At 32.9% G+C, this 24,591-nt stretch carries 17 protein-coding genes; 11 read left to right on the top strand and 6 right to left on the bottom strand.

What is annotated here, in order from left to right; translation table 11 throughout:
- Positions 1–7: 7 nt before the first annotated feature.
- The 6 genes from BM246_RS12065 to BM246_RS12040 all read left to right on the top strand — a co-directional run bounded on the left by BM246_RS12065 (position 8) and on the right by BM246_RS12040 (position 7,161).
- A complete protein-coding gene (locus tag BM246_RS12065) occupies positions 8–1,993 on the top strand; it encodes a DUF3857 domain-containing protein (protein ID WP_074938179.1) in 1,986 nt (661 codons plus the stop codon).
- Positions 1,993–2,319, top strand: coding sequence for a nucleotide pyrophosphohydrolase (locus BM246_RS12060; RefSeq protein WP_042503119.1), 327 nt, complete (start codon positions 1,993–1,995; stop codon positions 2,317–2,319). The genes BM246_RS12065 and BM246_RS12060 overlap by 1 nt, the downstream gene beginning before the upstream one ends.
- A 32-nt stretch (positions 2,320–2,351) precedes the next feature.
- Entirely contained in the window at positions 2,352–3,578 is a 1,227-nt protein-coding gene (locus tag BM246_RS12055) for a 3-phosphoshikimate 1-carboxyvinyltransferase (protein WP_074938177.1), read from the top strand.
- 115 nt (positions 3,579–3,693) lie between these two features.
- Positions 3,694–4,743: a tRNA preQ1(34) S-adenosylmethionine ribosyltransferase-isomerase QueA gene (gene queA / locus BM246_RS12050; RefSeq protein WP_042497250.1), complete on the top strand. Its 1,050-nt coding sequence runs from the start codon at positions 3,694–3,696 to the stop codon at positions 4,741–4,743.
- 339 nt (positions 4,744–5,082) lie between these two features.
- The gene (rlmN, locus tag BM246_RS12045; RefSeq protein WP_042497253.1) at positions 5,083–6,123 is read left to right on the top strand and encodes a dual-specificity RNA methyltransferase RlmN; all 1,041 of its coding nucleotides are present in this window, start codon (positions 5,083–5,085) and stop codon (positions 6,121–6,123) included.
- Between the two features lie 60 nt (positions 6,124–6,183).
- Positions 6,184–7,161, top strand: coding sequence for a polyprenyl synthetase family protein (locus BM246_RS12040; protein WP_042503118.1), 978 nt, complete (start codon positions 6,184–6,186; stop codon positions 7,159–7,161).
- Between the two features lie 9 nt (positions 7,162–7,170).
- On the opposite strand, the gene BM246_RS12035 is transcribed toward BM246_RS12040, so the two are convergent.
- Genes BM246_RS12035 through BM246_RS12025 form a run of 3 tightly spaced genes read right to left on the bottom strand, consistent with a single transcriptional unit; the run spans position 7,171 to position 10,538 of the window.
- The gene (locus BM246_RS12035) at positions 7,171–8,139 is read right to left on the bottom strand and encodes a transglutaminase family protein (RefSeq protein WP_074938174.1); all 969 of its coding nucleotides are present in this window, start codon (positions 8,137–8,139) and stop codon (positions 7,171–7,173) included.
- A gap of 12 nt (positions 8,140–8,151) precedes the next feature.
- Positions 8,152–9,075, bottom strand: a complete 924-nt coding sequence (locus BM246_RS12030) for an alpha-E domain-containing protein (protein WP_042503113.1) — start codon at positions 9,073–9,075, stop codon at positions 8,152–8,154.
- A gap of 20 nt (positions 9,076–9,095) precedes the next feature.
- Entirely contained in the window at positions 9,096–10,538 is a 1,443-nt protein-coding gene (locus tag BM246_RS12025) for a circularly permuted type 2 ATP-grasp protein (protein WP_074938171.1), read from the bottom strand.
- Positions 10,539–10,896: 358 nt separating this feature from the next.
- Between BM246_RS12025 and BM246_RS12020 the strand changes: the two genes are divergently transcribed.
- The 3 genes from BM246_RS12020 to BM246_RS12010 all read left to right on the top strand — a co-directional run bounded on the left by BM246_RS12020 (position 10,897) and on the right by BM246_RS12010 (position 14,126).
- The gene (locus BM246_RS12020) at positions 10,897–11,490 is read left to right on the top strand and encodes a SprT-like domain-containing protein (RefSeq protein WP_074938169.1); all 594 of its coding nucleotides are present in this window, start codon (positions 10,897–10,899) and stop codon (positions 11,488–11,490) included.
- A 76-nt stretch (positions 11,491–11,566) separates the two neighbouring features.
- Entirely contained in the window at positions 11,567–12,637 is a 1,071-nt protein-coding gene (locus tag BM246_RS12015) for a mannose-1-phosphate guanylyltransferase (protein WP_042497264.1), read from the top strand.
- A gap of 31 nt (positions 12,638–12,668) precedes the next feature.
- Positions 12,669–14,126 (top strand): DUF389 domain-containing protein, encoded by a 1,458-nt coding sequence (locus BM246_RS12010; protein WP_042503112.1) that lies wholly within the window; start codon positions 12,669–12,671, stop codon positions 14,124–14,126.
- A 46-nt stretch (positions 14,127–14,172) separates the two neighbouring features.
- Here BM246_RS12010 and BM246_RS12005 read toward each other — a convergent pair whose 3' ends face one another.
- Positions 14,173–14,940, bottom strand: coding sequence for an ABC transporter ATP-binding protein (locus tag BM246_RS12005; protein WP_074938166.1), 768 nt, complete (start codon positions 14,938–14,940; stop codon positions 14,173–14,175).
- Positions 14,937–15,677 (bottom strand): MlaE family ABC transporter permease, encoded by a 741-nt coding sequence (locus tag BM246_RS12000; protein ID WP_074938163.1) that lies wholly within the window; start codon positions 15,675–15,677, stop codon positions 14,937–14,939. The genes BM246_RS12005 and BM246_RS12000 overlap by 4 nt, the downstream gene beginning before the upstream one ends.
- Positions 15,678–15,783: 106 nt before the next feature.
- On the opposite strand from BM246_RS12000, the gene pafA reads away from it, so the two are divergent.
- Together pafA and BM246_RS11990 are read left to right on the top strand one after the other, a co-directional pair.
- The gene (gene pafA / locus BM246_RS11995) at positions 15,784–17,421 is read left to right on the top strand and encodes an alkaline phosphatase PafA (RefSeq protein WP_074938160.1); all 1,638 of its coding nucleotides are present in this window, start codon (positions 15,784–15,786) and stop codon (positions 17,419–17,421) included.
- Positions 17,422–18,231, top strand: coding sequence for a DNA/RNA non-specific endonuclease (locus tag BM246_RS11990; RefSeq protein ID WP_042497273.1), 810 nt, complete (start codon positions 17,422–17,424; stop codon positions 18,229–18,231).
- Between the two features lie 185 nt (positions 18,232–18,416).
- Here the strand turns inward: BM246_RS11990 and BM246_RS11985 are convergent, their stop codons facing one another.
- Entirely contained in the window at positions 18,417–24,497 is a 6,081-nt protein-coding gene (locus BM246_RS11985; protein ID WP_074938158.1) for an alpha-2-macroglobulin family protein, read from the bottom strand.
- Between the last annotated feature and the right edge of the window lie 94 nt (positions 24,498–24,591).

Raw genomic sequence — 24,591 nt, 5'->3', positions numbered from 1 at the left:
TTATACTATGAAATTAACCTCACTATTATTAACTCTTTGTTTTTCCTTAACTGTATTTGCCCAAGATTATCATTTTGGGAAAGTATCTAAAGAAGAACTACAAGAAAAATTTAATCCTTTAGATTCTTCTGCAAGTGCAACCTATTTATATAAATATAGAAAATCTTTTTATGAGTATGTTGAGCCAAGTGGCTTTAGGTTGGTGACTGAGGTACATGAGCGTATTAAGATTTACAATCAAGAAGGATTCGATTATGCAACGAAAACTAATAGATTGAGTACAAGTGGAGGTTCTGACGAGGAAATTAGGAATCTAAAAGCCTACACTTATCATTTGGTAAATGGTAAAGTTGAAGAAACTAAATTATCGAAAGATGGTATTTTTAAAACAGAATTATCAAAATATACCAACGAGTATAAATTTACCATGCCGGATATAAAACCTGGATGTATTGTAGAGTATAAGTATAGGGTAAACTCCCCATTTATATATAATGTAGATCAATTTGTATTTCAGTATGATATACCTGTTAAAAAAATACAAGCGAGATTTGAGGCTCCTGAATATTTTACTTTTAAAGAAAGTACTAGAGGTTATTTAAGTATTACGCCTAAAAAGAGTAGTCAAGCTGATAAAATAAAACTTACGAGTAGAACGAGTATAGGAAGGTCTTATTCCGAAGATTTAAATTTTAAAAAAAATATTACAGAGTTTGATTTGAATAATGTACCAGCGTTAAAAGATGAACCTTATGTTAATAATATTAATAATTATAAGTCTTCGGTTAAATATGAATTATCTTACACTAAATACCCAGATGCGCCTATAAAATCCTATACTACATCGTGGTCGGATGTGGTAAATACTATTTACGACAACTCAAATTTTGGACCAGAATTAAATAAAAAAGGCTATTTTGAAGAAGAAATAGATGCATTAATATCTACAGTATCCGACCCTATACAGCGTACTACGTTAATATTTAACTACGTGAAAAACAAAGTGAAATGGAACGGTTATTACGGTTATGGAACCAATGATGGTGTGAAGAAAGCGTATAAAGAGCAAGTAGGTAATGTAGCGGAAATTAATTTAATGCTTACTGCTATGTTACAACATGCCGGACTTAGAGCTTATCCTGTTTTGGTAAGCACAAGGCAACATGGCGTACCATTATTTCCAACCTTAGAAGGCTATAATTATGTTGTGAGTTATGTAAAGATAAATGATGGAGGTATGCTTTTAGATGGTACAAGTAGATTTAGTAGGCCTAATGTTTTACCTTTTAGAACACTAAATTGGCAAGGACGTGTTATAGCGGAAGCAGGTGGTTCTACGTTAATAGATTTATACCCAAAACAAACCTCTCAGAATTCAGTGTTTTTTATGGCTAGTTTATCGGAAAATGGAGATTTGTCTGGTGGATACAGGAGTATAAAAAAGAGTCATAAAGCATTGTCGTTCAGAGAACGTTATATTGATGTGGATCGTGATGATTTTATAGCTCGATTAGAAAATAATTATGGTGGGCTAGAAATTTCGGATTACAATGTTAAAAATGAATTAGATTTAAGTAAGCCTATTGTTGAGTCTTATAAATTTGTAAAAGAAAGTCAAGCAGATATTATTGGGGATAAAATGTATTTTTCGCCATTGTTTTTTTTGAAAACCACAGATAACCCTTTTAAATTAAGTAAAAGAGAATTTCCTGTAGATTTTGGGTATCCATCTAAAATGAATAGTAAAATAGTAGTAAAAATACCTGAAGGATATAGAATAGAAAGTCTGCCAGAATCTGGAGGTTTAGAATTACCCGATGATTTGGGGAAATTTATTTATCAAGTTAGCGGTACTGGAAATACAATACAGGTATCAGTTTTACATGAGGTTAATTCTGCTATTATTAATCCGGCCTATTACGAAGCTTTAAAGTCGTATTTTGCACAAATGATAGAAAAAGAAAACGAACAAATAGTTTTAAGTAGAATATAATGAATATAGAAAACGCACAGCAAGAAGTAGATAATTGGATAAAAGAACATGGCGTTCGTTATTTTAACGAGTTAACCAATATGGCTCAACTTACTGAAGAAGTAGGGGAGGTAGCTAGAATAATTGCCCGGAGATACGGCGAGCAAAGCGAAAAAGAAAGTGATAAAAACAAAGATTTAGGTGAAGAATTAGCCGATGTTTTATTCGTTGTACTTTGTTTAGCAAACCAAACCGGAGTCGATTTACAAAAAGCTTTCGATGAAAGAATGTATAAGAAAGGAAAACGCGACCACGATAGACACCATAATAACGAAAAATTAAAGTAAATTAGCAGGCTTTAAACGTATAGAATTTTACAATGAATATTACTCTTCATAAATCGAAACTCGAAAACCAAAAATCGGCAGTTATAATTACAGGTTCAAAAAGTGAATCTAACCGTTTGTTATTATTACAAGCACTTTATCCGGAATTTAAACTTGAAAATGTATCAAACTCCGATGATAGTAATTTAATGACGAATGCTTTAAGCTCGAAATCTAACGTGGTAGATATACACCATGCCGGAACAGCCATGCGATTTTTAACCGCGTATTTTTCAATTCAAGAAGGAAGAGAAGTAACACTTACGGGGTCTAAAAGAATGACGGAGCGTCCAATTAAAATTTTAGTTGAAGCCCTTCAAGATCTTGGAGCCGAAATAAGTTATGTAGATAACGATGGTTTTCCACCAATAAAAATTACAGGAAAAAAACTATCAAATCATAAAGTGTCTCTAAAAGCAAATGTAAGTAGTCAATATATTTCAGCTTTATTATTAATAGCTTCAAAACTAGAAAATGGTTTGGAGTTAACGTTAGAAGGCGAAATTACATCGGTACCATATATAAACATGACGTTAAGCTTACTCGACGAAATAGGTGTAGAGTCGTCGTTTGTTGGTAATGTTATTACCGTAAAACCAAATACAAAAGCATTAACACCAAAAACATTAGTTGTTGAGTCCGATTGGTCTTCGGCATCATATTATTTCAGTATTGCAGCTATTAGTGATATTGGTACAGAAATCACTTTATCATCATACAAAGAGAATTCTTTACAAGGCGATTCTGTGTTAGTTGAGATTTACAAACACTTTGGAGTAACTAGTACATTTAACGGTAATTCTATCACATTAAAAAAAGAAAAAGCTAGCGAATCAACAATAAGTTTAGATTTAAAAAACGCGCCGGATATTGCTCAAACCATAGCAGTAACATGCTTTGCATTAGGTATGCCTTGCGATTTAATAGGTTTGCACACTCTAAAAATTAAAGAAACAGATAGATTAGTTGCTTTAAAAACCGAAATTGAAAAACTAGGTGGCGAAGTAAAAATCACAGATAAGTCTTTACACTTGGCACCATCAACTAAAATAAAGGAATTAGTACCAATAGCAACCTATAACGATCACCGTATGGCTATGGCATTCGCGCCTTTAGCCCTAAAAACATCATTAATTATAGAACATGCTGCCGTGGTATCTAAGTCATACCCAACGTTTTGGGACGACTTAAAAGCTATCGGTTTTAAAATAACCGAATAATAACCACGCATTTACTTGACAACCCCTATGCTCAGATTGTATATTTGCAGCGGTTAGAATTTTTTCTAGGGAAGCTCAGAATAAATTAAAACACATTAACTTAAAACCTTTTTGAATGAAATTATCACATTTTGGTTTCAATTTACCAGATGAATTATTAGCGGAATATCCAGCTGAAAACAGAGATGAGTCACGTTTAATGGTGCTTAACAGAAAAGAGCAGACTATTGAACATAAGATGTTTAAAGACATTATTGATTATTTTCAGGAAGACGATGTTTTAATTTTAAATGATACCAAAGTTTTTCCAGCCCGTTTATACGGAAACAAAGAAAAAACAGGTGCTAGAATCGAAGTTTTTTTATTAAGAGAATTAAATGAAGAACAACGCCTTTGGGACGTTTTAGTAGATCCAGCACGTAAAATAAGAATAGGAAATAAATTATACTTTGGAGACGACGAAACGTTAGTAGCTGAAGTTATTGATAACACAACATCTAGAGGGCGTACTTTACGTTTTTTATATGATGGATCGTACACCGAGTTCCGTAAAAAATTAAACGAGCTAGGCGAAACACCTCTTCCTAAATACATCAAACGAGATGTAGAACCAGAAGATCAAGATCGTTACCAAACTATATACGCAAAAACAGAAGGAGCTGTAGCGGCACCAACTGCCGGACTTCACTTTTCTAGACACCTATTAAAACGTTTAGAAATTAAAGGTGTTAAATTTGCAGAGGTTACGTTACACGTAGGTTTAGGTACTTTTAACCCTGTAGAAGTAGAAGATTTGTCTAAGCATAAAATGGATAGCGAAGAGCTTAAAATTGAAGCTAAAGCAGTCGAGATTGTAAACACAGCACTTAGTGAAAAACGTCGTATTTGCGCCGTAGGAACTACAGCTATGCGTGCCATAGAGAGTGCCGTTTCAACAAGCGGAAAACTTAACGAAGTAGAAGGTTGGACAAATAAATTTATTTTCCCTCCATACGATTTTAGTATCGCAAACTGCATGATTACTAACTTCCATACACCAAAATCTACATTGTTAATGATGATTTCGGCATTTGCAGGTCACGATTTTGCTAAAAAAGCATACGAAGAAGCTGTAAAAGAAAAATATAAATTCTACAGTTATGGTGATGCGATGTTAATCATCTAATCCCTTCTAAATAAAACTTAAGCTTCATCCAATAAAAACGATGAAGCTTTTTTTTTGTTTCATATTTAATAAAAATAATGCGTTTTAAAATTTGGGCATTCCCTTTCAGGTCGGGCTTTTCGCTATATCTTTTTGCAAAATAGCCTATGTTTGTTTTTAATTTAGGTTTTTGTGAGGAAGCAGACTTATCAAAAAACTAATTTATAAATTCAGCAAAAAGGATGCCGCTGCAATCCCTAATGCAGCCATGTGCTAAATTTAAGGTTTACACTAAATTTAGTACGACTTTATAAAAACAAGTGCTATAAAAGAAAAAGCTTTCACTATTTTTGCAACCAAATGAAAGATAATAAAAAAGACATACGCGCCTTAACTAAAGAACAACTTCGGGATTTCTTTGTGGAAAATGGCGATAAAGCTTTTCGAGGCAATCAAGTTTACGAATGGCTTTGGCAAAAATCGGCTTACACTTTTGAGGATATGACGAACGTATCTAAAGAAACACGCCAAATGCTCGAAGACAATTTTGTAATCAATCACATTAAAGTAGATACCATGCAACGTAGTAGTGATGGTACGGTAAAAAATGCGGTGCGTTTGCACGATGGGTTAATTGTAGAGTCGGTTTTAATACCAACAAAAACAAGAACCACAGCATGTGTTTCGAGTCAAGTAGGCTGTAGTTTAGATTGTAAGTTTTGTGCAACCTCACGTTTAAAACGTATGCGAAACTTAAATCCAGACGAAATTTACGATCAAGTAGTAGCTATCGATAACGAAAGTCGTTTATATCACGATCGTCCCTTAAGTAACATTGTGTTTATGGGTATGGGCGAGCCGCTAATGAACTATAATAACGTTATTAAGGCTATCGATAAAATAACATCTACCGATGGATTAGGCATGTCTCCAAAACGAATTACGGTTTCAACATCTGGAGTGCCAAAAATGATCAAGAAAATGGCCGATGATGAAGTGAAATTTAACTTAGCTGTATCGTTACACTCGGCAATAGATGAGGTTCGAACTAGAATAATGCCTTTCAACGAAACATTTCCTTTAAAAGATTTAAGAGAATCTTTGGAGTATTGGTATTTAAAAACTAATCGTAAAATTAGTTATGAATATGTGGTTTGGAAAGATATTAACGATAGCCAAGCAGATATTGATGCCTTTGTTCAGTTTTGTAAATATGTGCCATGTAAAGTTAATATTATTGAATACAATCCTATTGACGATGGTGAATTTCAGCAAGCCTCAAACGAAGCCTTAGAAAATTACATCAGCGCATTAGAAAAAAATAGAATTGTAGTTAATGTACGTCGCAGTCGCGGAAAAGATATTGATGCTGCTTGTGGGCAATTGGCTAACAAAAGTTAAGCACTCGGTATTTTGTGTAAAATCATAAATCTTATATTTAATTTCTTTTAATATCTCACCTTGAAAATAGTAGAACAAATAAAGCAACCCATAGCTTACGAAATGGATCTTTTTGAACAAAAGTTCCTGCTTTCTATGTCGAGTAAAGTGGCATTGCTTAATCGTATTACACATTATATCGTGAATCGCAAAGGGAAGCAAATGCGCCCTATGTTTGTGTTTTTGGTCTCTAAAATGGTCTCTAACGGCGAAGTTTGCGAGCGTACGTATCGTGGAGCTTCTGTTATAGAACTTATTCATACGGCAACACTAGTGCATGATGATGTGGTGGATGATAGTAACAGACGTCGTGGTTTCTTTTCTGTAAACGCGCTTTGGAAAAATAAAATCGCCGTTTTAATTGGCGATTTTTTACTTTCTAAAGGTTTATTATTATCGATCGATAATAATGATTTCGATTTGCTTAAAATTATTTCGGTTGCTGTTCGAGAAATGAGTGAAGGTGAATTACTTCAAATAGAAAAAGCAAGAAAATTAGATATTACTGAAGCGGTTTATTACGAGATTATTCGACAGAAAACAGCAACTCTTATTGCTGCGTGTTGTAGTTTAGGTGCTGCATCTGTAAAACCCGATTCGGAACATGTAGAAACCATGCGTAAATTTGGAGAACTCATTGGTATGGCGTTTCAAATTAAGGACGATTTGTTCGATTATGGCGATACACAAATAGGGAAACCAACAGGTATTGACATAAAGGAACAAAAAATGACTTTGCCTTTAATTCATGTACTTAATGGGGCTTCTAAAAAGGATAAAAAATGGCTCATTAATTCCATTAAAAACCATAATAAAGACACCAAACGCGTTAAAGAAGTTATCGCTTTTGTTAAGGATAATGGTGGTTTAGATTATGCTATTTCAAAGATGACGCAGTTTCAAACGGAAGCTTTAGAATTACTTAAAAAGTATCCAGATTCGGAATATAAGCAATCATTAGAGCTTATGGTTAACTACGTTATCGATAGAAAAAAATAAAGTAAAATTTTATTGTTGCTGTTGCTGCTGTTGTTGGCTGCCACCGTTTTCTTTTTCAGCTAAACTACGTTTGTAACTATTTGATGGATATACGGTAGAAACTTCAGGAGCTACCTGCTTTGTGTTTTCGGTTTTATTTGTTTTAACAGAAACGGTAACTTGCATTTCGGCTTCAACACTACCTTTAAATACTCCTTTTACTGGTGAGCAATCACCATAATCTCTTCCTATAGCTAATCTTACGTGGTTTTCGTTCGCTATAGCGTGATTTGTAGGGTCGAAACCTAACCATCCATAAAATGGAATGTAAGCCTCTATCCAGGCGTGTGTAGCTCCAGTTCCACGTGTTATTTCGTCATTAGGACAAATATAACCACTTACATATCTAGCTGGTATACCAAGCATTTTAACCATGCGCAGCATAACATTTGTAAAATCTTGACAAACGCCTGCCTTGAGTTCCCAAGCTTCTTCTAAAGATGTTTTTACGTTAGTAACTCCTGTTTTATATTCAAAATTATCATAAACATATTCGCATATGGCAAGTACAGCCTGAAATGGCGACTTGGTTTTTAACATTAAATCTAGAATTACATCAGTGATTTCTTGGCTTCCTTTAAAAGGTTTGTGTGCTGTAAAATCTATAAAGTCAATGGTATTTTTAATACGTTTAAGTTCTTCCCACTGTACAGCTTTTTCAATACTATCATCCGGAATTAATTTTGGAGAGGTTACCACTTCAACTTCAGAAATAATGTTTAATTCGTCGTGTGGCTCTATTACCATAAACGTACCAACTCTATTGTTATAAAAATCGATAAAACTTTCTATAAAAGGGTTATTTGTTATAGATATTAAATGCGAAATCACTTTTTGATTATCATCATTAATAGGGTGTAACCTAGTTAATGTTGCCCCATCGATTACGGGTGCATTGTAGTTATACTTTGTTGTATGTTTAATGAAAAATGTAGCCATGATAGTTATAAATCAATTATTAGAGTTGTAAACCGCATTAATATTTGTTGAAATATTACTGATGTCTTCCTTTATACTATGTATAAAGTTATTTAAACCTTGCTCATTAATGTTTTCAATGGTGGTGTATTTTATAGAGCTTTCTAATTTACCAATTAAGAATTCTAAATTCTTTTTTTCTAGTTCGTTGGTTTCGATTAAACGTGTAATATGTCTACTTAGTTTATTTACACAATAATATACCGATCTAGGGAATAATTTATCCTGAAAAACCATAGTAATTACGTGGTCTTGATTGAAGGTTGATTTATGAGTTTTAAGATAAAACTGGTAACCACCTATAGAAAGTAGTAAATTTTTCCAATAGAAACTTTTTTCTAAACTATCCGATGTTTTTCCTATTTCTTGAAGCTTAAGCGATGTAAAATCTGCAATAAGGTTAACACGTTCTAAGAATTTACCAACATTCATGAAATAATAGGATGTACCACGTTCTTGAGTAATATCGGTTGTACCATTATAAATTAAATGATGTTTCCGTAAATCTTCTAAAAACTGAACAGGATCTTCTTCTTTTAAGCGTTTTCGTAAATTTTTATCTGTTAGATATAGATAGTAATTATTTACACACAGCCAAAGTTCTCGAGATATATGCTCTTGTACACTACGTGCGTTTTCTCTAGCTTTTGTAACAATATTGAGAATTGAATTAGAGTTATTGGTGTTAAACACCATAAAATCAATACACTCCAAAGCGTCTTCTGTATAGTATTCATTATCGAATGCTGTGAAATTTTTAATAACGGGTGTCCAGGAAAATAATTCTGGAGAATCTTGATTGGCATAATAATTTACTTTTAGTAAACTAAGAATACCACTACCACGTTCCATATATCGATCTAACCAAATAAGATTATTTGCTACTCTACTTAACATACATATTTATTTTTGTAAAATTATTCTAAAATCCAAGTGTCTTTACTGCCACCCCCTTGCGAACTGTTAACTACTAAGGATCCTTTTTTCAGTGCAACACGGGTTAATCCGCCAGGGCAAATATCAATACCATCTCGGCCAGAAAGGGCAAATGGTCTTAAATCGATACATCTTGGAGATAATTTACCATCTATGTAACACGGCGCGGTTGATAGTCTTAAAATAGGCTGTGCAATAAAGTTTTCTGGCTTTTTGCTAACGGTATTTAAGTAGTCTTTAATTTCTTCATCTGTAGCTTCATGTCCCATAAGCATACCATAACCACCACTACCATCGGTTTTTTTAATAACCATGTCTTTAATGTTTTTGGTAACATATTCCAGCTCATCTGGTCGACCCAATTGGTAGGTTTCAATATTTTTCAGAAGAGGTTCTTCATCTAAATAATACTTTATCATGTCTGGTACATAGATGTAAATTGCTTTATCATCGGCAATTCCGGTTCCGGGAGCATTTACAATATTTACATTCCCTTTTCGGTAAGCTGCCATAATTCCGGCAACGCCTAAAACACTCTTCTCATTAAATTCTAGTGGGTCTAAATAATCGTCGTCTACACGTCTGTAGATAATATCAACCTGTTTTAATCCGTTGGTTGTTTTCATGTAAACAAAATGGTTTTTAACAACCAAATCGCTACCTTCTACTAACTCAATGCCCATTAAGCGGGCTAGGGTAGTATGCTCGTAATAGGCCGAATTGTAAATGCCTGGTGTTAGCAATACTATATTGGGTTTGGATAGATTTGAGAGTTCTTTAAGTTTCTTGTATAGCAAATTAGGATAGTCTGAAACGGAGCGAACATTGTTTTTAGGTAGAATACCTGGGAATAAACGTTTAGAGATTTCTCTGTTTTCGAGCATGTAACTTACTCCAGATGGTGTTCTTAAATTATCTTCAAGAACGTAAAATTCACCATCGTTGTTTCTTATTAAATCGACACCAGAAATATGTACATAAACATCGTAAGGAACCTTAACCCCTTTCATTTCTCTTAAAAAATTAGGGCAAGAGTAAATTAATTCACCTGGAATAATACCGTCTTTAATAATAAACTGTTCATTATAAATATCTTTAATGAATAAGTTTAGTGCTTTTAGACGCTGTTTAATACCTGCTTCAATTTTCTGCCATTCAGCGGCTGTTATAACTCTAGGGACAATATCGAAAGGAAATATTTTTTCGATACCTTCATTATCATTGTAAACTGTAAACGTAACACCTTGACTCATAAATAATTGTTTTGCAAGGTCTTCTTTTTTAGAAAGCTTTTCTGGCGATGTGTTTTCTAAGTATTTAATAAAACCATCATACTGCGATCTAAATTCTGCATTGTCATTATACATTTCATCCCAAGTACTAGCAAGTTTCTCGTAATTAGAGAATAGGTTGTTGTCTTTCATAAGCTACAAAGTGTTATGCTCAAATATAAGTTTTTGTTGTAAAATATTTAGTGTTTTATGACTTTAAGTAAATAAAGTTTACGGTTTATTGATATTTGTTAAAATAAATATAGTTTTTTAACTGTAATTGTTTTTTTAATATGATTTATTTGCGACATAAATAATAAAAAAAATAAAAGTTATCTATTCTCGACGAGCTATCACTGGCATTTTTGTAAAATTAAAGCAGAATTAATATATAGGAAACCTTAAAAAAACATATCTAAACTTTTAGGTTGTTTGATATTAGATTGTTAAGTTTTATTTTTTTCTTGTAATTAATAAGTGTGTTGTTTTAACAATTATTATTTTTGTCGTAATGCAAAACCTACTAAAAAGTTATATACCAGAGCATGCTGTTAATCGAGTTTTAAAACTTTTAGAGCATGATCACTTGTTGGTGAAAATAAAAAACGAACGTAAAACACGCCACGGTGATTATAGACAAATGCCGCATGGTAAGCATCAAATCACAATAAATTCTAACCTAAATGAATATCGATTTTTAATTACCCTTATTCATGAAATAGCCCATTTTGAAACATACAAAAGTTACGGAAAATTTATTAAACCACATGGGAAAGAATGGAAATATACGTTTAAAAATTTAATGTTACCTTTTTTAAACCCCGATGTTTTTCCGGATAGTTTGTTACCACTTTTAGCAGCACATTTTAAAAATCCAAAAGCATCTAGCGACACAGATACGGTATTAGCCCTAGCTTTAAAGGAATTCGACGAGCCAAACGATAAAACTTATGTTTTTGAAATACCTTTGGGACAATCGTTTGAGTTATATAATGGTCGGGTTTTTAAAATGGGACAAAAAAGGGTAAAACGATTTGAGTGTGTGGAAATTAAAACAGGAAGGTTATATTTGTTTAATCCAAATGCGGAGGTTAAACTTATTTAATTTTTGAAAATAGAAGTAAAACAAAATAATAATAAGCTAGAATATTTTACGATTTTCTAGAAAAACAAATTAAGAAATGAAGAATAATTATTATGCCATATTGATGGCAGGCGGAGTAGGATCTAGATTTTGGCCAGTAAGTACAAGTGATTTTCCAAAACAATTTCATGATATGCTTGGAACGGGCGATACGCTTATTCAGAAAACATTTCAACGTTTATCAAGGTTAATTCCAAAGGAAAATATATACATATTAACAAACGAGCGTTATAATGATTTGGTTTTAGAGCAACTTCCAGAAGTTACTCAAAAACAAGTGGTTTTAGAGCCTGCAATGAGAAATACAGCACCTTGTATTTTATATGCATCTTTAAAAATTCAGAAAGAAAACCCAGATGCTTTAATGATTGTGGCACCAAGTGATCACTGGATTGAAGATGAGCAAACTTTTTCTAAAAATGTAGAAGAAGCATTTAATTATTGCTCAGAAAATGATGCTTTAATGACGCTTGGTATTCAGCCAACATTTCCAAACACAGGTTTTGGATATATTGAGTTCGATAAAAATTCTGAAAACGTTATTAAACCTGTTAGTCAATTTAGAGAAAAACCAGATTACGAAACAGCTAAAGCCTTTATAAGTCAAGGTAATTTTCTATGGAATGCGGGTATTTTTATGTGGAGTGCAAAAAGCGTTGTAGATGCTTTTAAAAATAATCAACCGGAATTATACCAATTGTTTGAGTCTGGAATATCTGTTTATAACACCGATGGTGAAGATGATTTTATAAAAGAAAATTACTCTAAAGCCGAAAACATATCTGTAGATTACGCCATTATGGAAAAATCTAAAAATGTTTTTGTGATAGGTGCAGAGTTTGACTGGAACGATTTAGGAACTTGGGGAAGTCTTTACGATAAACTAGATAAGGATAGTAATAATAATGCTATTTTAAATGCTAATAGTTTAGTTGAGAATGCTGAAGGTAATATGATAAGAACAAAACTTGGAAAACAAGTTATTGTAGATGGTTTAAATGACTACATTATTGTTGATAATGATGAAGCTTTGCTTATTTACCCTAAGAGTAAAGAGCAAGATATCAAGCTTGTTTTAAAGCGTCTTAACGATAAATATAGCAACTAAATTTTAAGCGGTTTTGCTAATTAATATATAAATGGAAGAAAATAAATTCAATTTTTCTGAAGACGAGGTTCAGGCAAAGAAAAATCAAAATGTAGAGGAATCAAAAAAGGCCGTTAAGAAAGACGCCGAAGGATTGTTTAAAAGCATTTATGTGTTTTTTAAAGAATTATTAGATTTTAGGGATGATACCGATCGCGATGCTACTATTGAGGCTATAAAAGCAGATATTCCTTTTAAAGGAGCTACAGCATGGATTTTAATTTGTTCTATTTTTGTCGCTTCCATTGGGTTAAATGCCGATTCAACAGCTGTTGTAATTGGTGCCATGTTAATTTCTCCGCTTATGGGGCCAATATTAGGTATTGGCATGTCCATCGCTATAAACGATATTGATACACTTAGAAAATCGTTGATAAACTTAGCAACTATGCTTGTTTTGAGTTTGTTAACGGCTTTTTTATTCTTTAAATTTTTTCCTTTAGGAAATCAAGAAACCTCAGAGTTATTAGGTCGTGTAAAACCAGATATTCGAGATGTGCTTATTGCTTTCTTTGGTGGTTTAGCATTAATAATTGCACGTACTAAAAGAGGGACTATTGCATCGGTTATTTTTGGTGTGGCTATTGCTACGGCGTTAATGCCACCTTTATGTACGGCGGGTTATGGTTTAGCACACGGAAATTGGACCTACTTTTTAGGTGCCATGAACTTGTTTACCATTAATACTATTTTTATTGCGTTGGCAACATTTATAGTGCTTAAGCTTCTTAGATTTCCTATGCTTAAGTATGCTAATTCGGCTAAAAGAAGACGCACAGCGCGTTTTGCAGCGTTGGTTGCTGTGGTTGTTATGATTTATCCAACAATTACTTTCTTAAGAGTTTTAAAAAGCAGTGGTTTTGAGAATGATTACAATAATTTTATTTCAAATGAAATTAAACTAAATCAGGAGCTTTGGTTTCAAAACGGAACCTTAAATTCAGATGAGAAAAAAATCACACTTTATTTTAATGGTGAAATATCTGAAGCTACAGAATCCGATTTGTTAAACGAAATTAAAGGATACGATAAAATCAGTGATTTTAAATTAGAGATTTTTGGGAATAAAAACAGAAGTTTTGATAAAATTTCCGACGCTTATGATAGAGCTATTAGAGATTTAGATGAAAAAGATCATATTATTTCTGGTTTACGAAATGAAATTGAAGTTTTACAAGAAGAACTTCGCCTAGTGAATGGCGGAAGTAGCGTAATATCTTTCACCAATTTATCGCGTGATGCCAAAGTTAGGTTTAACGATTTAACATATTTTAGTTATGCTAAAACATTAGAGTCTAAAGATTTTATAAACACAGATACATTGCAAGTTGCCACTGTAAAATGGAACGAATCTTTAAGTGATAGTTTGATTGTGATAAAAGAAAAGCAACTTACCGATTGGTTAAAAGAAGAGCTTAAAGCCAAGCGTGTTATTTTAAAACGAAATTAATTCGATAGAATAACAACTTTAAAATAAAAATAATGGGTTACTGATTTTAGCTATTTTCTTCCAAGTACATTTTACGTACTTTTTTAAATAAGTTAGATGAATATACAAAGTCGGTAACCACTTCATTATCTGTTCTAAAAATAGTTTCCTTAGAACCTTCCCAAGCTTTTAGTCCATCTTTTAAGAACACAATTTTTTCACCAATTTCCATCACAGAATTCATATCATGAGAATTAATTACGGTTGTAATTTGATATTCTTCTGTAATCTCTTTAATTAAATTATCAATTACAATAGCTGTTTTTGGATCTAAACCAGAGTTGGGTTCATCACAAAACAAATATCTAGGTTTGTTTACAATTGCGCGAGCAATAGCAACACGTTTTTGCATACCTCCTGAAGCTTCACTTGGCATTTTGTTATGTGCATCTGGTAGATTCACTCTTTTTAAAACAAAGTCTACACGATCTTGCATTTCGCTTTTACTTTGTTTGGTAAACATTTGTAGCGGGAACATTACGTTTTCTGCAATAGTCATAGAATCAAACAAGGCACTTCCTTGAAAAACCATACCTATTTTTGCACGCATGTTTCGTTTTTCATCTTCTGTAAGTTTAGAAAATATATGCCCATCGTAAGCAATGCTTCCCTCTTCGTAATCGAATAGCCCTAATAAGCATTTTAAAAATACTGTTTTACCAGAACCACTTTGCCCAATAATTAAGTTTGTTTTTCCTTTTTCAAAAGTGGTTGTAATCCCTTTTAAAATATGTGCTTCTCCAAACGATTTCTGTAAATCTTTAACTTCTATCATGCGCTTAACAACATTTGGGTTAGTAAATAATTTAAAAGAATAATAACAACGCTAGTCCAAACAAATGCGGTTGTACTGGCTTTACCAACTTCCAAAGCGCCACCTTTCATGTAATATCCATGAAAAGATGGAATTGTTGCTAATATAAAGGCGAAAGCAAAAGTTTTTATAAAGGCGTAAGTAATATGAAACGGAATAAAATCCATTTGTATACCAACAATATAATCGTCTAATGAGCTAAAACCACCGTAAACACAGGCAGCCATGCCTCCAAGAATTCCTAAAAACATAGCGATAGAAATTACAAACGGATATAACATTAAAGAAATAAATTTTGGAAATACTAAATAGTTTAATGAGTTTATTCCCATAACTTCCAAAGCATCAATTTGTTCGGTAACTCGCATAGTACCAATACTCGATGTAATAAATGAGCCCACTTTACCAGCCATTACAATAGAAATAAAAGTGGGGGCGAATTCTAATATAATAGATTGTCTGGTAGCAAAACCAACCAAATATTTTGGAATTAAAGGATTGTCAATATTTAATGCGGTTTGTATGGTAACTACACCACCCACAAAAAAAGCAATAAAGGCAACAATGCCTAAAGATCCAATGATTAAATCGTCTATATCTTTTAATATTAGTTGCTTCATAACGCTCCATTTGGTTGGCTTGCGAAACATCTCAACAATCATTAAAAAATAAGCTCCTATATTATGTAGGTACGTCATATATAAATTTGAACTGCTAAAGTAAAAAAAAGTTAGTGGGATTTAACGATTATTTTAAATTATCATGTTTTTAAAATATGTATTTTTGAAGCTTAAACCCATTATAATGAATAAAAATATTTTCTTTTTAGTTGTAGTTTTTGTGTTAAGTTTATCTTCTAAAGCACAAAATAAATCTGATGAAACTAACCCGAGATTGGTGGTTGGTATTGTTGTAGATCAAATGCGCTACGATTATTTAACAAGATTTGCAGACCGTTATGGAGAAGGCGGCTTTAAGCGTATGATGAATGAAGGTTTTAACTGTAAAAACAATCATTTTAATTATATTCCAACTTATACAGGGCCTGGTCACGCATCTATTTTTACGGGTACAAGTCCTAAATATCACGGCATTATCGCTAATAACTGGTACGATAAAGAATTAAAAACCATGGTGTATTGTGCACAAGACGATGCTGTTTCTTCTATAGGAACAAAAACAGATGCAGGAAAAATGTCTACACAACGCATGAAAACCACAACATTTGCTGATGAGAATAGGTTATTCACACAAATGCGTGGTAAAACTATAGGAATATCAGTAAAAGACCGTGGAGCTATTTTACCAGCAGGGCACACTGCAAATGCAGCATATTGGTTTCAAGGAAAAAATGAAGGAAACTTTATTTCTAGTTCTTTTTATATGAATGAATTACCTAAATGGGTAAGTAAATTTAATAAATCTGGTATTGTAAAATCATATCTTAAGCCATGGAATACATTATATAATATTGAGACATATTTAGAAAGTGGTAGTGATTTAAACGATTTTGAAGGTGGTTTTAAGGGACAAGCTACAGCAACATTTCCTTACGATTTAGATGCCTTAAAAGGAAAAAATGGTGGTTATGATATTTTGAAAGCAACGGCTTATGGTAATAGTTTAGTAGCCGATTTTGCTTTAGCAGCTTTAGTTGGTGAAGATTTAGGTAAAGATGAATTTACCGATGTTTTAACGGTTAGTTTTTCTAGTACTGATTATGTTGGTCATAATTTTGGAGTTAATTCTAAAGAAATTGAAGATACGTATTTACGTTTAGATAAAGATTTAGAGCGTTTCTTTAAAGGATTAGATGCTGAAGTTGGTAAAGGAAATTACACCGTATTTTTAACTGCAGATCACGGGGCTATTAACGTGCCTGCTTACATGAGGTCTAAAAAAATTCCAGCAGGATATTTAAATAATAAAGCTATGAGAACCGAGTTAGAAGCGTTTATGAAAACAACGTTTAAAGCCGATGATTTAATTGAAAACATAAGTAATAATCAAATATTTTTAAATCGTGAAAAGATTAAAACGTTAGGTTTAGATTTAGAAAACGTGCAAGATGCTATTGTTAACGAAATAATTAATTATACCAATGTTTACAAAGCTTACACAGCAACAACAATGGGGAAAGCTTCTTTTACAATAGGTATTGAAAAATTACTTCAAAACGGATACAACCAAAAACGCTCTGGTGATGTTTTAGTAATTCAAGATCCAGCTTACATATCTTACGGAAAAACAGGTTCTACACACGGTAGTGGTTTAAATTATGATACGCACGTGCCGCTTTTGTTCTTCGGAAAAGGAATTAAACATGGTAAAACAGTTAAGAGAACAGAAATTACAGATATTGCTCCAACAATTTCAGCGTTGTTAGATATTAATGCACCTAATTTTAAACTTGGAGAGCCTTTAGAATTCATTTTAGAATAAATGACGAAAAGAAAATTATTATCGGTTATTGCCGTCGTTATTCTGGTTGCTATTTATGGATATGAGCATTTTTTAGATGAAGAAGAAAAAAATGAAATTGTAACTGAAGGTAGAACATCTAAGAGTGATACAAACGAATACTTTTTGCCAACCAGTACAACAGGGCAAATTGTGCATCACGATGGATATTCGCTGTCTTACAGTGAGCCTTATGAACAAGCTGAATGGGTAGCTTATGAGTTGAAGAAATCTCATTTATCTAAAAATGATTTTAAACGTCCGTATTTTGAAATAGATAAAGCGGTAAAAACAGGCGCAGCAGATTGGCGTAATTATAAGAAATCGGGTTACGATCGCGGGCATCTTTGTCCTGCTGGAGACCGACGTTATAGCAAAGAAGCGCACGATGAAACGTTTTTAACAAGTAATATTAGTCCGCAAAAGCATGATTTTAATGCGGGTATATGGAATACGCTAGAACAGAAAGTTAGATATTGGGCAAGTAAATATAATGGCGTTTTTGTCGTAACAGGAGGAGTGTTAAAGGGAAACATGAAAACCATTGGTGACGAGCAAGTAGCAGTGCCAAATCAATTTTATAAAGTTTTGATCGATAATAATTCGGGTAAAACTAAAATGATTGCTTTTTTAATGCCTAGCGTAGAGTCTAAACAACCCTTATATAAGTTTGTTGTATCTGTAGATGAAGTTGAAAAACTTACGGGAATCGACTTCTTTCCAGAGTTAGAAGATAGTTTAGAAAACAAATTAGAAGCTTCTAGTAGTTACAAAAACTGGAGTTTTAATTAATAATTCTATTTATAATATAAAAGCCGCTTTAAGTGTTAAACTTGAAGCGGCTTTTTTTGTTTTATAAGTTACTTGGAGTTTCCGTTGTCATGTCGACGAATGGAGACATCACATAATTTAGGATTATATGCATTATATGATTTCTCCTAACATCGAAATGACCTAACTTACTTTTTTTATTACTTCTAGTCAACTAAAACACGTACACCTTCACTATGGCTACTAAATTCTGGAGCATACATACTTTGTATCGTGGTTATGCCGTTGCTCATATTTCCGGAGTTATTTACACGTAAATCGTATTCAAAAACATAAACGCCTTTAGGTAAATAATCAAAAAAGAAATTGGTGCTTGCGTCTTTAGTGCTTTCATAATAGCCTAAACCATCTTGCCACTTATAAGCAGATATTACATTCACGGGCTCAAAACCTGCTGCTCGCATATCTTTCATATGTATAAACTCCATAGCTCTGTCGCTTTTAAGTTCTATACGCACACGTACTAAGTCTCCAACATTTAAAGCGGTTTGCTTTGTTATTTCCGTTATTTTTTCACCGGTGTCCGTATTCGTTTTTAAGAATAATTTCTTTTTCAATTGTAAAGGTGTTTCTGCTGAAGTAATTTTATCTAAATCTTCAAAATACTGCCAATACAAACTACCCCAAGCAATACCTGCTCCTTTTTTAGAAATACTAACGTCTCCCATTTCTGGTTTAATTTCAGCAGTATTCCACGATGTTTTATAGTAACCTGTTCCGGCTTCAACTTTTACATTTTCAAGTTTCGATGGTTCAATCTTTTGTCCGCCTAAAACAATTTCAACAGCATCGGTTACACTTAACCAATCGCTACCTTGCAGTAATAATGCATACACGGCATCGGTTGTAGATTTTGTGGTTTTCCAACGGTTGGTTTGTTTGTTTTTAAGTAACCAGATTTTTAAATTATCAATTGTTTCTGTATCATTTTCTATTTCCGAAAAGGCTTCAATTAATAAAGCTTGAGTTTCAATTGGTGCCTGATACCAGAACCAAGAGTTGGTATTAGCTTTCCAGTACATCCCTAATTCTTCCGAAGTAATACTTGTTTCTTTGAGTGATTTTAAAATTTTGGTAGCCATAATAGGCGCATCATTTCTATGTGAAATTAAGGACATTAGACCTTTTGCATAAAGCGAACGACTTAACCAATATTTCTCAATTTGTGTTTGATAATAGCTAATGATTTCTTCAACTTCTTTAGATTTTTTAATATTAGGGAAGAAGCTTCGCATGTATAAATAATGCAATTGTGTATAGCTTAAATGGTCTAAATCTAAGTCCATATTCTTATCATACTTTCTAATGTCTTTGTATTCTTGAATAAATTCAGCATCCAAAAACTGAATGGCTTTAGAAACCATTTCGGCAGTTTTTTCATTAGCATCTGCAACAGAAAGTTGTTTTAAATGGCCAAAACCTGTAATTATATGTTGTGTAATGTATCGGTTTTTGCGTCCACCTTTAAACCAAGACCAAGCACCATTCGGCATTTGGTTAGCATCTAGTTTATTAACGGCAGATTGTAATTCGTTATTCATTTTGTTTAAATCGAATAATAAAGCAATACGTTTTTTCTGCTCCGTTTCGCTTTGTGCATCACGTAACCAAGGTGTTTCTTGAATTAAAATAGATTTTAAATCTTCATTTTTTTCTAAGTTAGAAAGCAACGCATCGCTATTTTTCCATTGGTTAAAAACCTCCTGAATTCTTGGGTTCGAGTTTGCAATATGGCTCGCCAGGGCATTGGCATAATAACGACTAAAAGTTTGCTCGTTACACTCGTATGGATATTCCATAAGGTATGGCAAGGCCTGAACCGCATACCAAGCAGGATTAGAGGTTACTTCTAGAGTAAGTTTATGGTTTTTTAAAGTTGAAGAGTTATTGTTTTTCAGCTTATCTAAAACAAATGTTTTAGTTTCATTGCTACGTACCCACATTGGTAAAGTTTCGGTTACCAACATGCGATTGCTTAAAACAGGTAAAGCATTTTGCTCGCCATCGCTATAATCGCCCGCTTTAGCAACAATTTTGTATTGCACAGCCTGTATGTTATCAGGAACGTTTAGTTGCCATGATACTTGTGTGTTACCGGCAGCATTTACATTGAAGGTTTTATCAGCTTCAGTAATACCTAATGCTCCGTTAATTTCTTTTCCGGTTAAGGCATCGGTTAAAATTAGCTTAGCCTGACCAGAAAGTACTTGGTCTGTAAGGTTTGAAATTTTAGTACTGATAGAAATAACATCGCCTTGGCGTAAAAAACGTGGTGCATTTGGCGAAACCATCAATTCCTTTTGGGTAACTGTTGTTAATGTTCTAGTGCTGCTTTCTAAGGTTTTGGTGTGCGCTAATAATTGTAATTTCCATTTTGTTAAAGCTTCTGGTGTATTGAAATTAAAGCTAATATTTCCGTCTTTATCTGTTTTTAACTGTGGAAAGAAAAAGGCTGTTTCTTGAAGGTTTTTACGAATTTGAACATCATCAAAATCGATTTCTTTAGGTTTCTCGGTAGAGGCTTCAGTATTATTAACTTCTTTTTGAGTGCCGTACCCAACAACAACGGTATCATCTAAACTAGACATTTCACTTTCCTCCATCATCATTTCAGGAGCTTCAATACGATCTTCAACGACGTGAACTCCAGAGACACTACCACTTCGTTTTTTAGCCATGCTAGACATACCTCTAATAGATATATTACGGTGTTGTCTTCCAAAATTAAAGCCAAACCAATCTAATTGATCATAATATTGTACAGGATATCTAACATTGGTATAGCTGTTATAAACTCTAAATTGGCTATTCCCAAAGCTTGAATTTGCTTGACTGTAAGTTCGTGTTCGGTATGTAGAATTCTGAATTGGGCTAAAGTACCAACTATGGTAGTTAAATTGATCTAAAGAGGCATCATACATACTTGCCAAAATTTCGGCACTTACTTTTTCGCCTTTTGGACCTTTAATTTTAAACTGCCAATTTTCTTCTGTGCCAGGTTGTAGTTTATCTCTAAACGTAATGGTTTCAATGTCTAGATTTGTTTTTGGGAAGGGAACTGAAATAAATACAGAACCAGATTGGTAGCTATTATAAACCGCAAAGCTGTAGTTTACCGTAAAGCCTCCTAAATCATTTTCCGTTACCGGAATTGTGATGCTTTTTTTGTTGTTATTAAGCTGTATAATTTCAGTTTTAATAATTTTCTCATCCTTTTCAATAGAGACGGTAAGGTTGATGTTTTTAGCTGAAGAAGCAAAGGTTATCACGGCCTTGTCTCCAATGTCATATCGATTTTTATTGGCTGAAACGCTCAATAATTGATTATCGGCTAATGTTTTATCAGTATCACTAAATAAGGTTGTTCTAGCTTCATCTTTAACGGTTTGTCCAAATTTATCTTCACTTTCTAGAACGATAATATATTGACCAGATTTCCATTTTTTTATGTTTCCTAGTTCTAAAGTTTTGGCTGTTTTTGTATTGAAGTCCTTTTGAAAAACTAAATCTCCTTTTTTCCAGTTTTTAGAATCATCTTCATCTTGAAAAGCATCGTGAGGAAAAAGTGTTTTAAAATTTTCGAAAGTAAAATTCTGATAATCTGGAGCATTCCAAGGCCTTGTTCTTAATACAAAGTCTGGAGCATTCAATTTATAAATTTTAATATAACCTTTGGCGTCAACAAAGGAGCCATTTAGGTTTTGTGTGTTTATAGAAATTTGGTTGTTTTTTTTAGTTTTATCTAAAATAGGATTTACCATAATATTAGCTATTAAAGCATGGTAACCTACGTTAACAACTGTTTTTGCGCTTCTTGTTTCTCCATTTAAATCGGTAACATCGGCCGTAATTTCATAATTAAAAATTGGTAAGCTCGATTTATCAATACTTTGATCTGGCTGTGCTTTAAAAGAAATTTCAAACTCACCTTTATCATTAGTTTTTGTTTCTCCATGTGTTATTTCTTGAGCTTCGCTGCTAAAATAAGGGCGATACCAATAATACCAACTTGGGTATCTCACTTTGCGTTTAACGGTGTAAACTACTTTGGCATCGGTAATATTACTGCCCGCATAAGCTAAGGCTTTACCGGTTATTTTAACCAAATCGTTTACTTTATAAGTATCTGTAACGGGAGTGAATTGAGTTTCAAATTTTGGGCGCTTGTATTCTTCAACCGAAAAATCTACTGTGTTTCTAAAGTTGATGCCGTTAGAAGTGGCATTAATTTCAATATAATAAGCACCATTTAGACCTGAGTTAGGTAAAATAAAATCACCAGCAACCGAGCCAAAATCGTTTGTTTTTAGTTGTAATTCTTTTACTTTTTCACCATTAACGTTATAGAGATAAACCAAGACGTTTTGGTTTTCTAAAACTTCAGATTTATTGTTTTCTCTTTTTATAGCAATAGCTTTGAAGTATACGGTTTGCGATGGTCTGTAAATACTTCTGTCTGTAAATAAAAAAGATTTATAGGTTGTTTTTTCTTCGTTTTGGGTATTACTTCTATTAATATAATAATCGCCAAAGTATGCCAAGTCATTATTACTTTCAACCTTAAGTTTTACATTTCTGTACCAATGCTCTCTTTTTTTATTAATTTTAAATTGGCCTAAACTATTTGTTTTATGTTGCTCGGTTTTTATTTTGTTTGTATAGTTTTCTGTGTATGTTAATTCTACCGAAGCATTGGCTATTGGCGCTCCATCTGTTCTATCGATACATTGAAAAATTTTAAAATCAGGCGATTCGGTTTCGATTAAAGCCGTGTTTGTTATTTGAATGTTGGAAAATGAAAAATTTTTATCACTAGCGTTTTTAGTAGTTGCAACCAGAAGATATCTGCCATTATCTAGTTTAGGAAGTAAAACTTCGGTGCTGTGGCTTTGGTAATCGTTTTCATTTTTTAATGTGCTTTCCCAAGTTTTAGTAGATTTTAATGGCTTAATAAAATCCCATTGATCGTCACTATTATAAAGTGTCAGAAATTTTTCAAATTGTTTTTCGGTTATTTTATAGGCATTAAATTCAAGATGGTTTAAGTTTTTGTATTGCACAAAAATACGTCCGTTTTGCTGAACCGGTAAAAACGCTTCACTAGTTAGCTGAAGTTGCGTACGGTTAATGATAGCTTTTAAAACTTCACACTTTTCTGCCCCATTACTTTTTGGGAATTTAGCGATAACTGCATCGCAGATTTCTAATGCTTCTTTAGCTTTCCATTTATATGTATTGCTTGTTTTTGGATTATAGGTATTACTTTGTTGGTAGTAAATTTGTGCAATTTCAAAATCATAAAGGCCAGAAACTTCGTGTTTTTTATGTTCTTTATTTTCTGCTTTTAAAGCATCGAGTAGTAAGGTTTCTTTGTTATTAAAAGTGGCATGTTCGTTTACAAATTTTAAGCGCTCAATATTAACATCGGCTAAGGCAAAAGGAGATTTGTCTTTTAAATGAAAACGAGTTAAGTTTTGATAAATTTTTAAAGCCTGTAATTGTAGCGAGCTAGAATCTTTCGATGTTATTGTTAATTCAGTGAAAGTCTTAGCATCACTTAGAAGTTTTTCGTTATCAACTTCAAATTTATATGCAGGTTTGGTGATTTGAGTTTCATTAGTTTTATAAAACTCTAGAGCGGTATGGTTTAAAAAATCAAACAGTGTTGGTCTGTAAATTTTAGAATCTTTTTGTTCCGTTAAAATAGCTGCAAATTGTTTTAAATCTTCTTGCTGAAGCATTAAACCGTTTGCTAGCGAATTTTGAAAATGTAGGTGTGTTTCATCAAACAGCGTTTGTAAATCCCAAGTTCTAAAATCTGTAGCATCAACCTTTTCAGTGGTTTGTGTTCTGTTATAGAATTTCCATCGGTTTTGCTTGTAATATTGCCAATATAAATTGGCTAAAACATTCTCTAGGATGTTTTTAGTAGGAAATTCACTAGTTGCTATGTTTGATTTAAAATCGTTAATAATATCAAGTTGAGCATCTTCTTCTAATACTATAGCAAACTTGCTTTTAAAAAGCATAGTTTTTATAGTTTGGGCTTGGTTTTTATTGGTTTTGGCAATTTTTTCGATGTTTTCAACCACTTTTAAAGCCGATTTGGGTAAACCTTCAGCTTCAAACTTTGCTACATCTTGCCATAATTTGTCGTAATTAGGGCTTTGAGCAGGAGAAAAGTGTGAAAATAATATAACCATTAATATAGATAGTGTGTTTTTCATTGCATTAAATTTGTCTCTAAAATATGAACAAAAGCCGTTCCAAAATATACCAATGCGTGAACGGTTTCGTTTATTGAGTGAAGTTAACCATTTT

The sequence above is a fragment of the Algibacter lectus genome (assembly GCF_900112395.1).
Classification (GTDB): domain Bacteria; phylum Bacteroidota; class Bacteroidia; order Flavobacteriales; family Flavobacteriaceae; genus Algibacter; species Algibacter lectus.
This window is presented reverse-complemented; position numbering and strand designations above follow the sequence as displayed.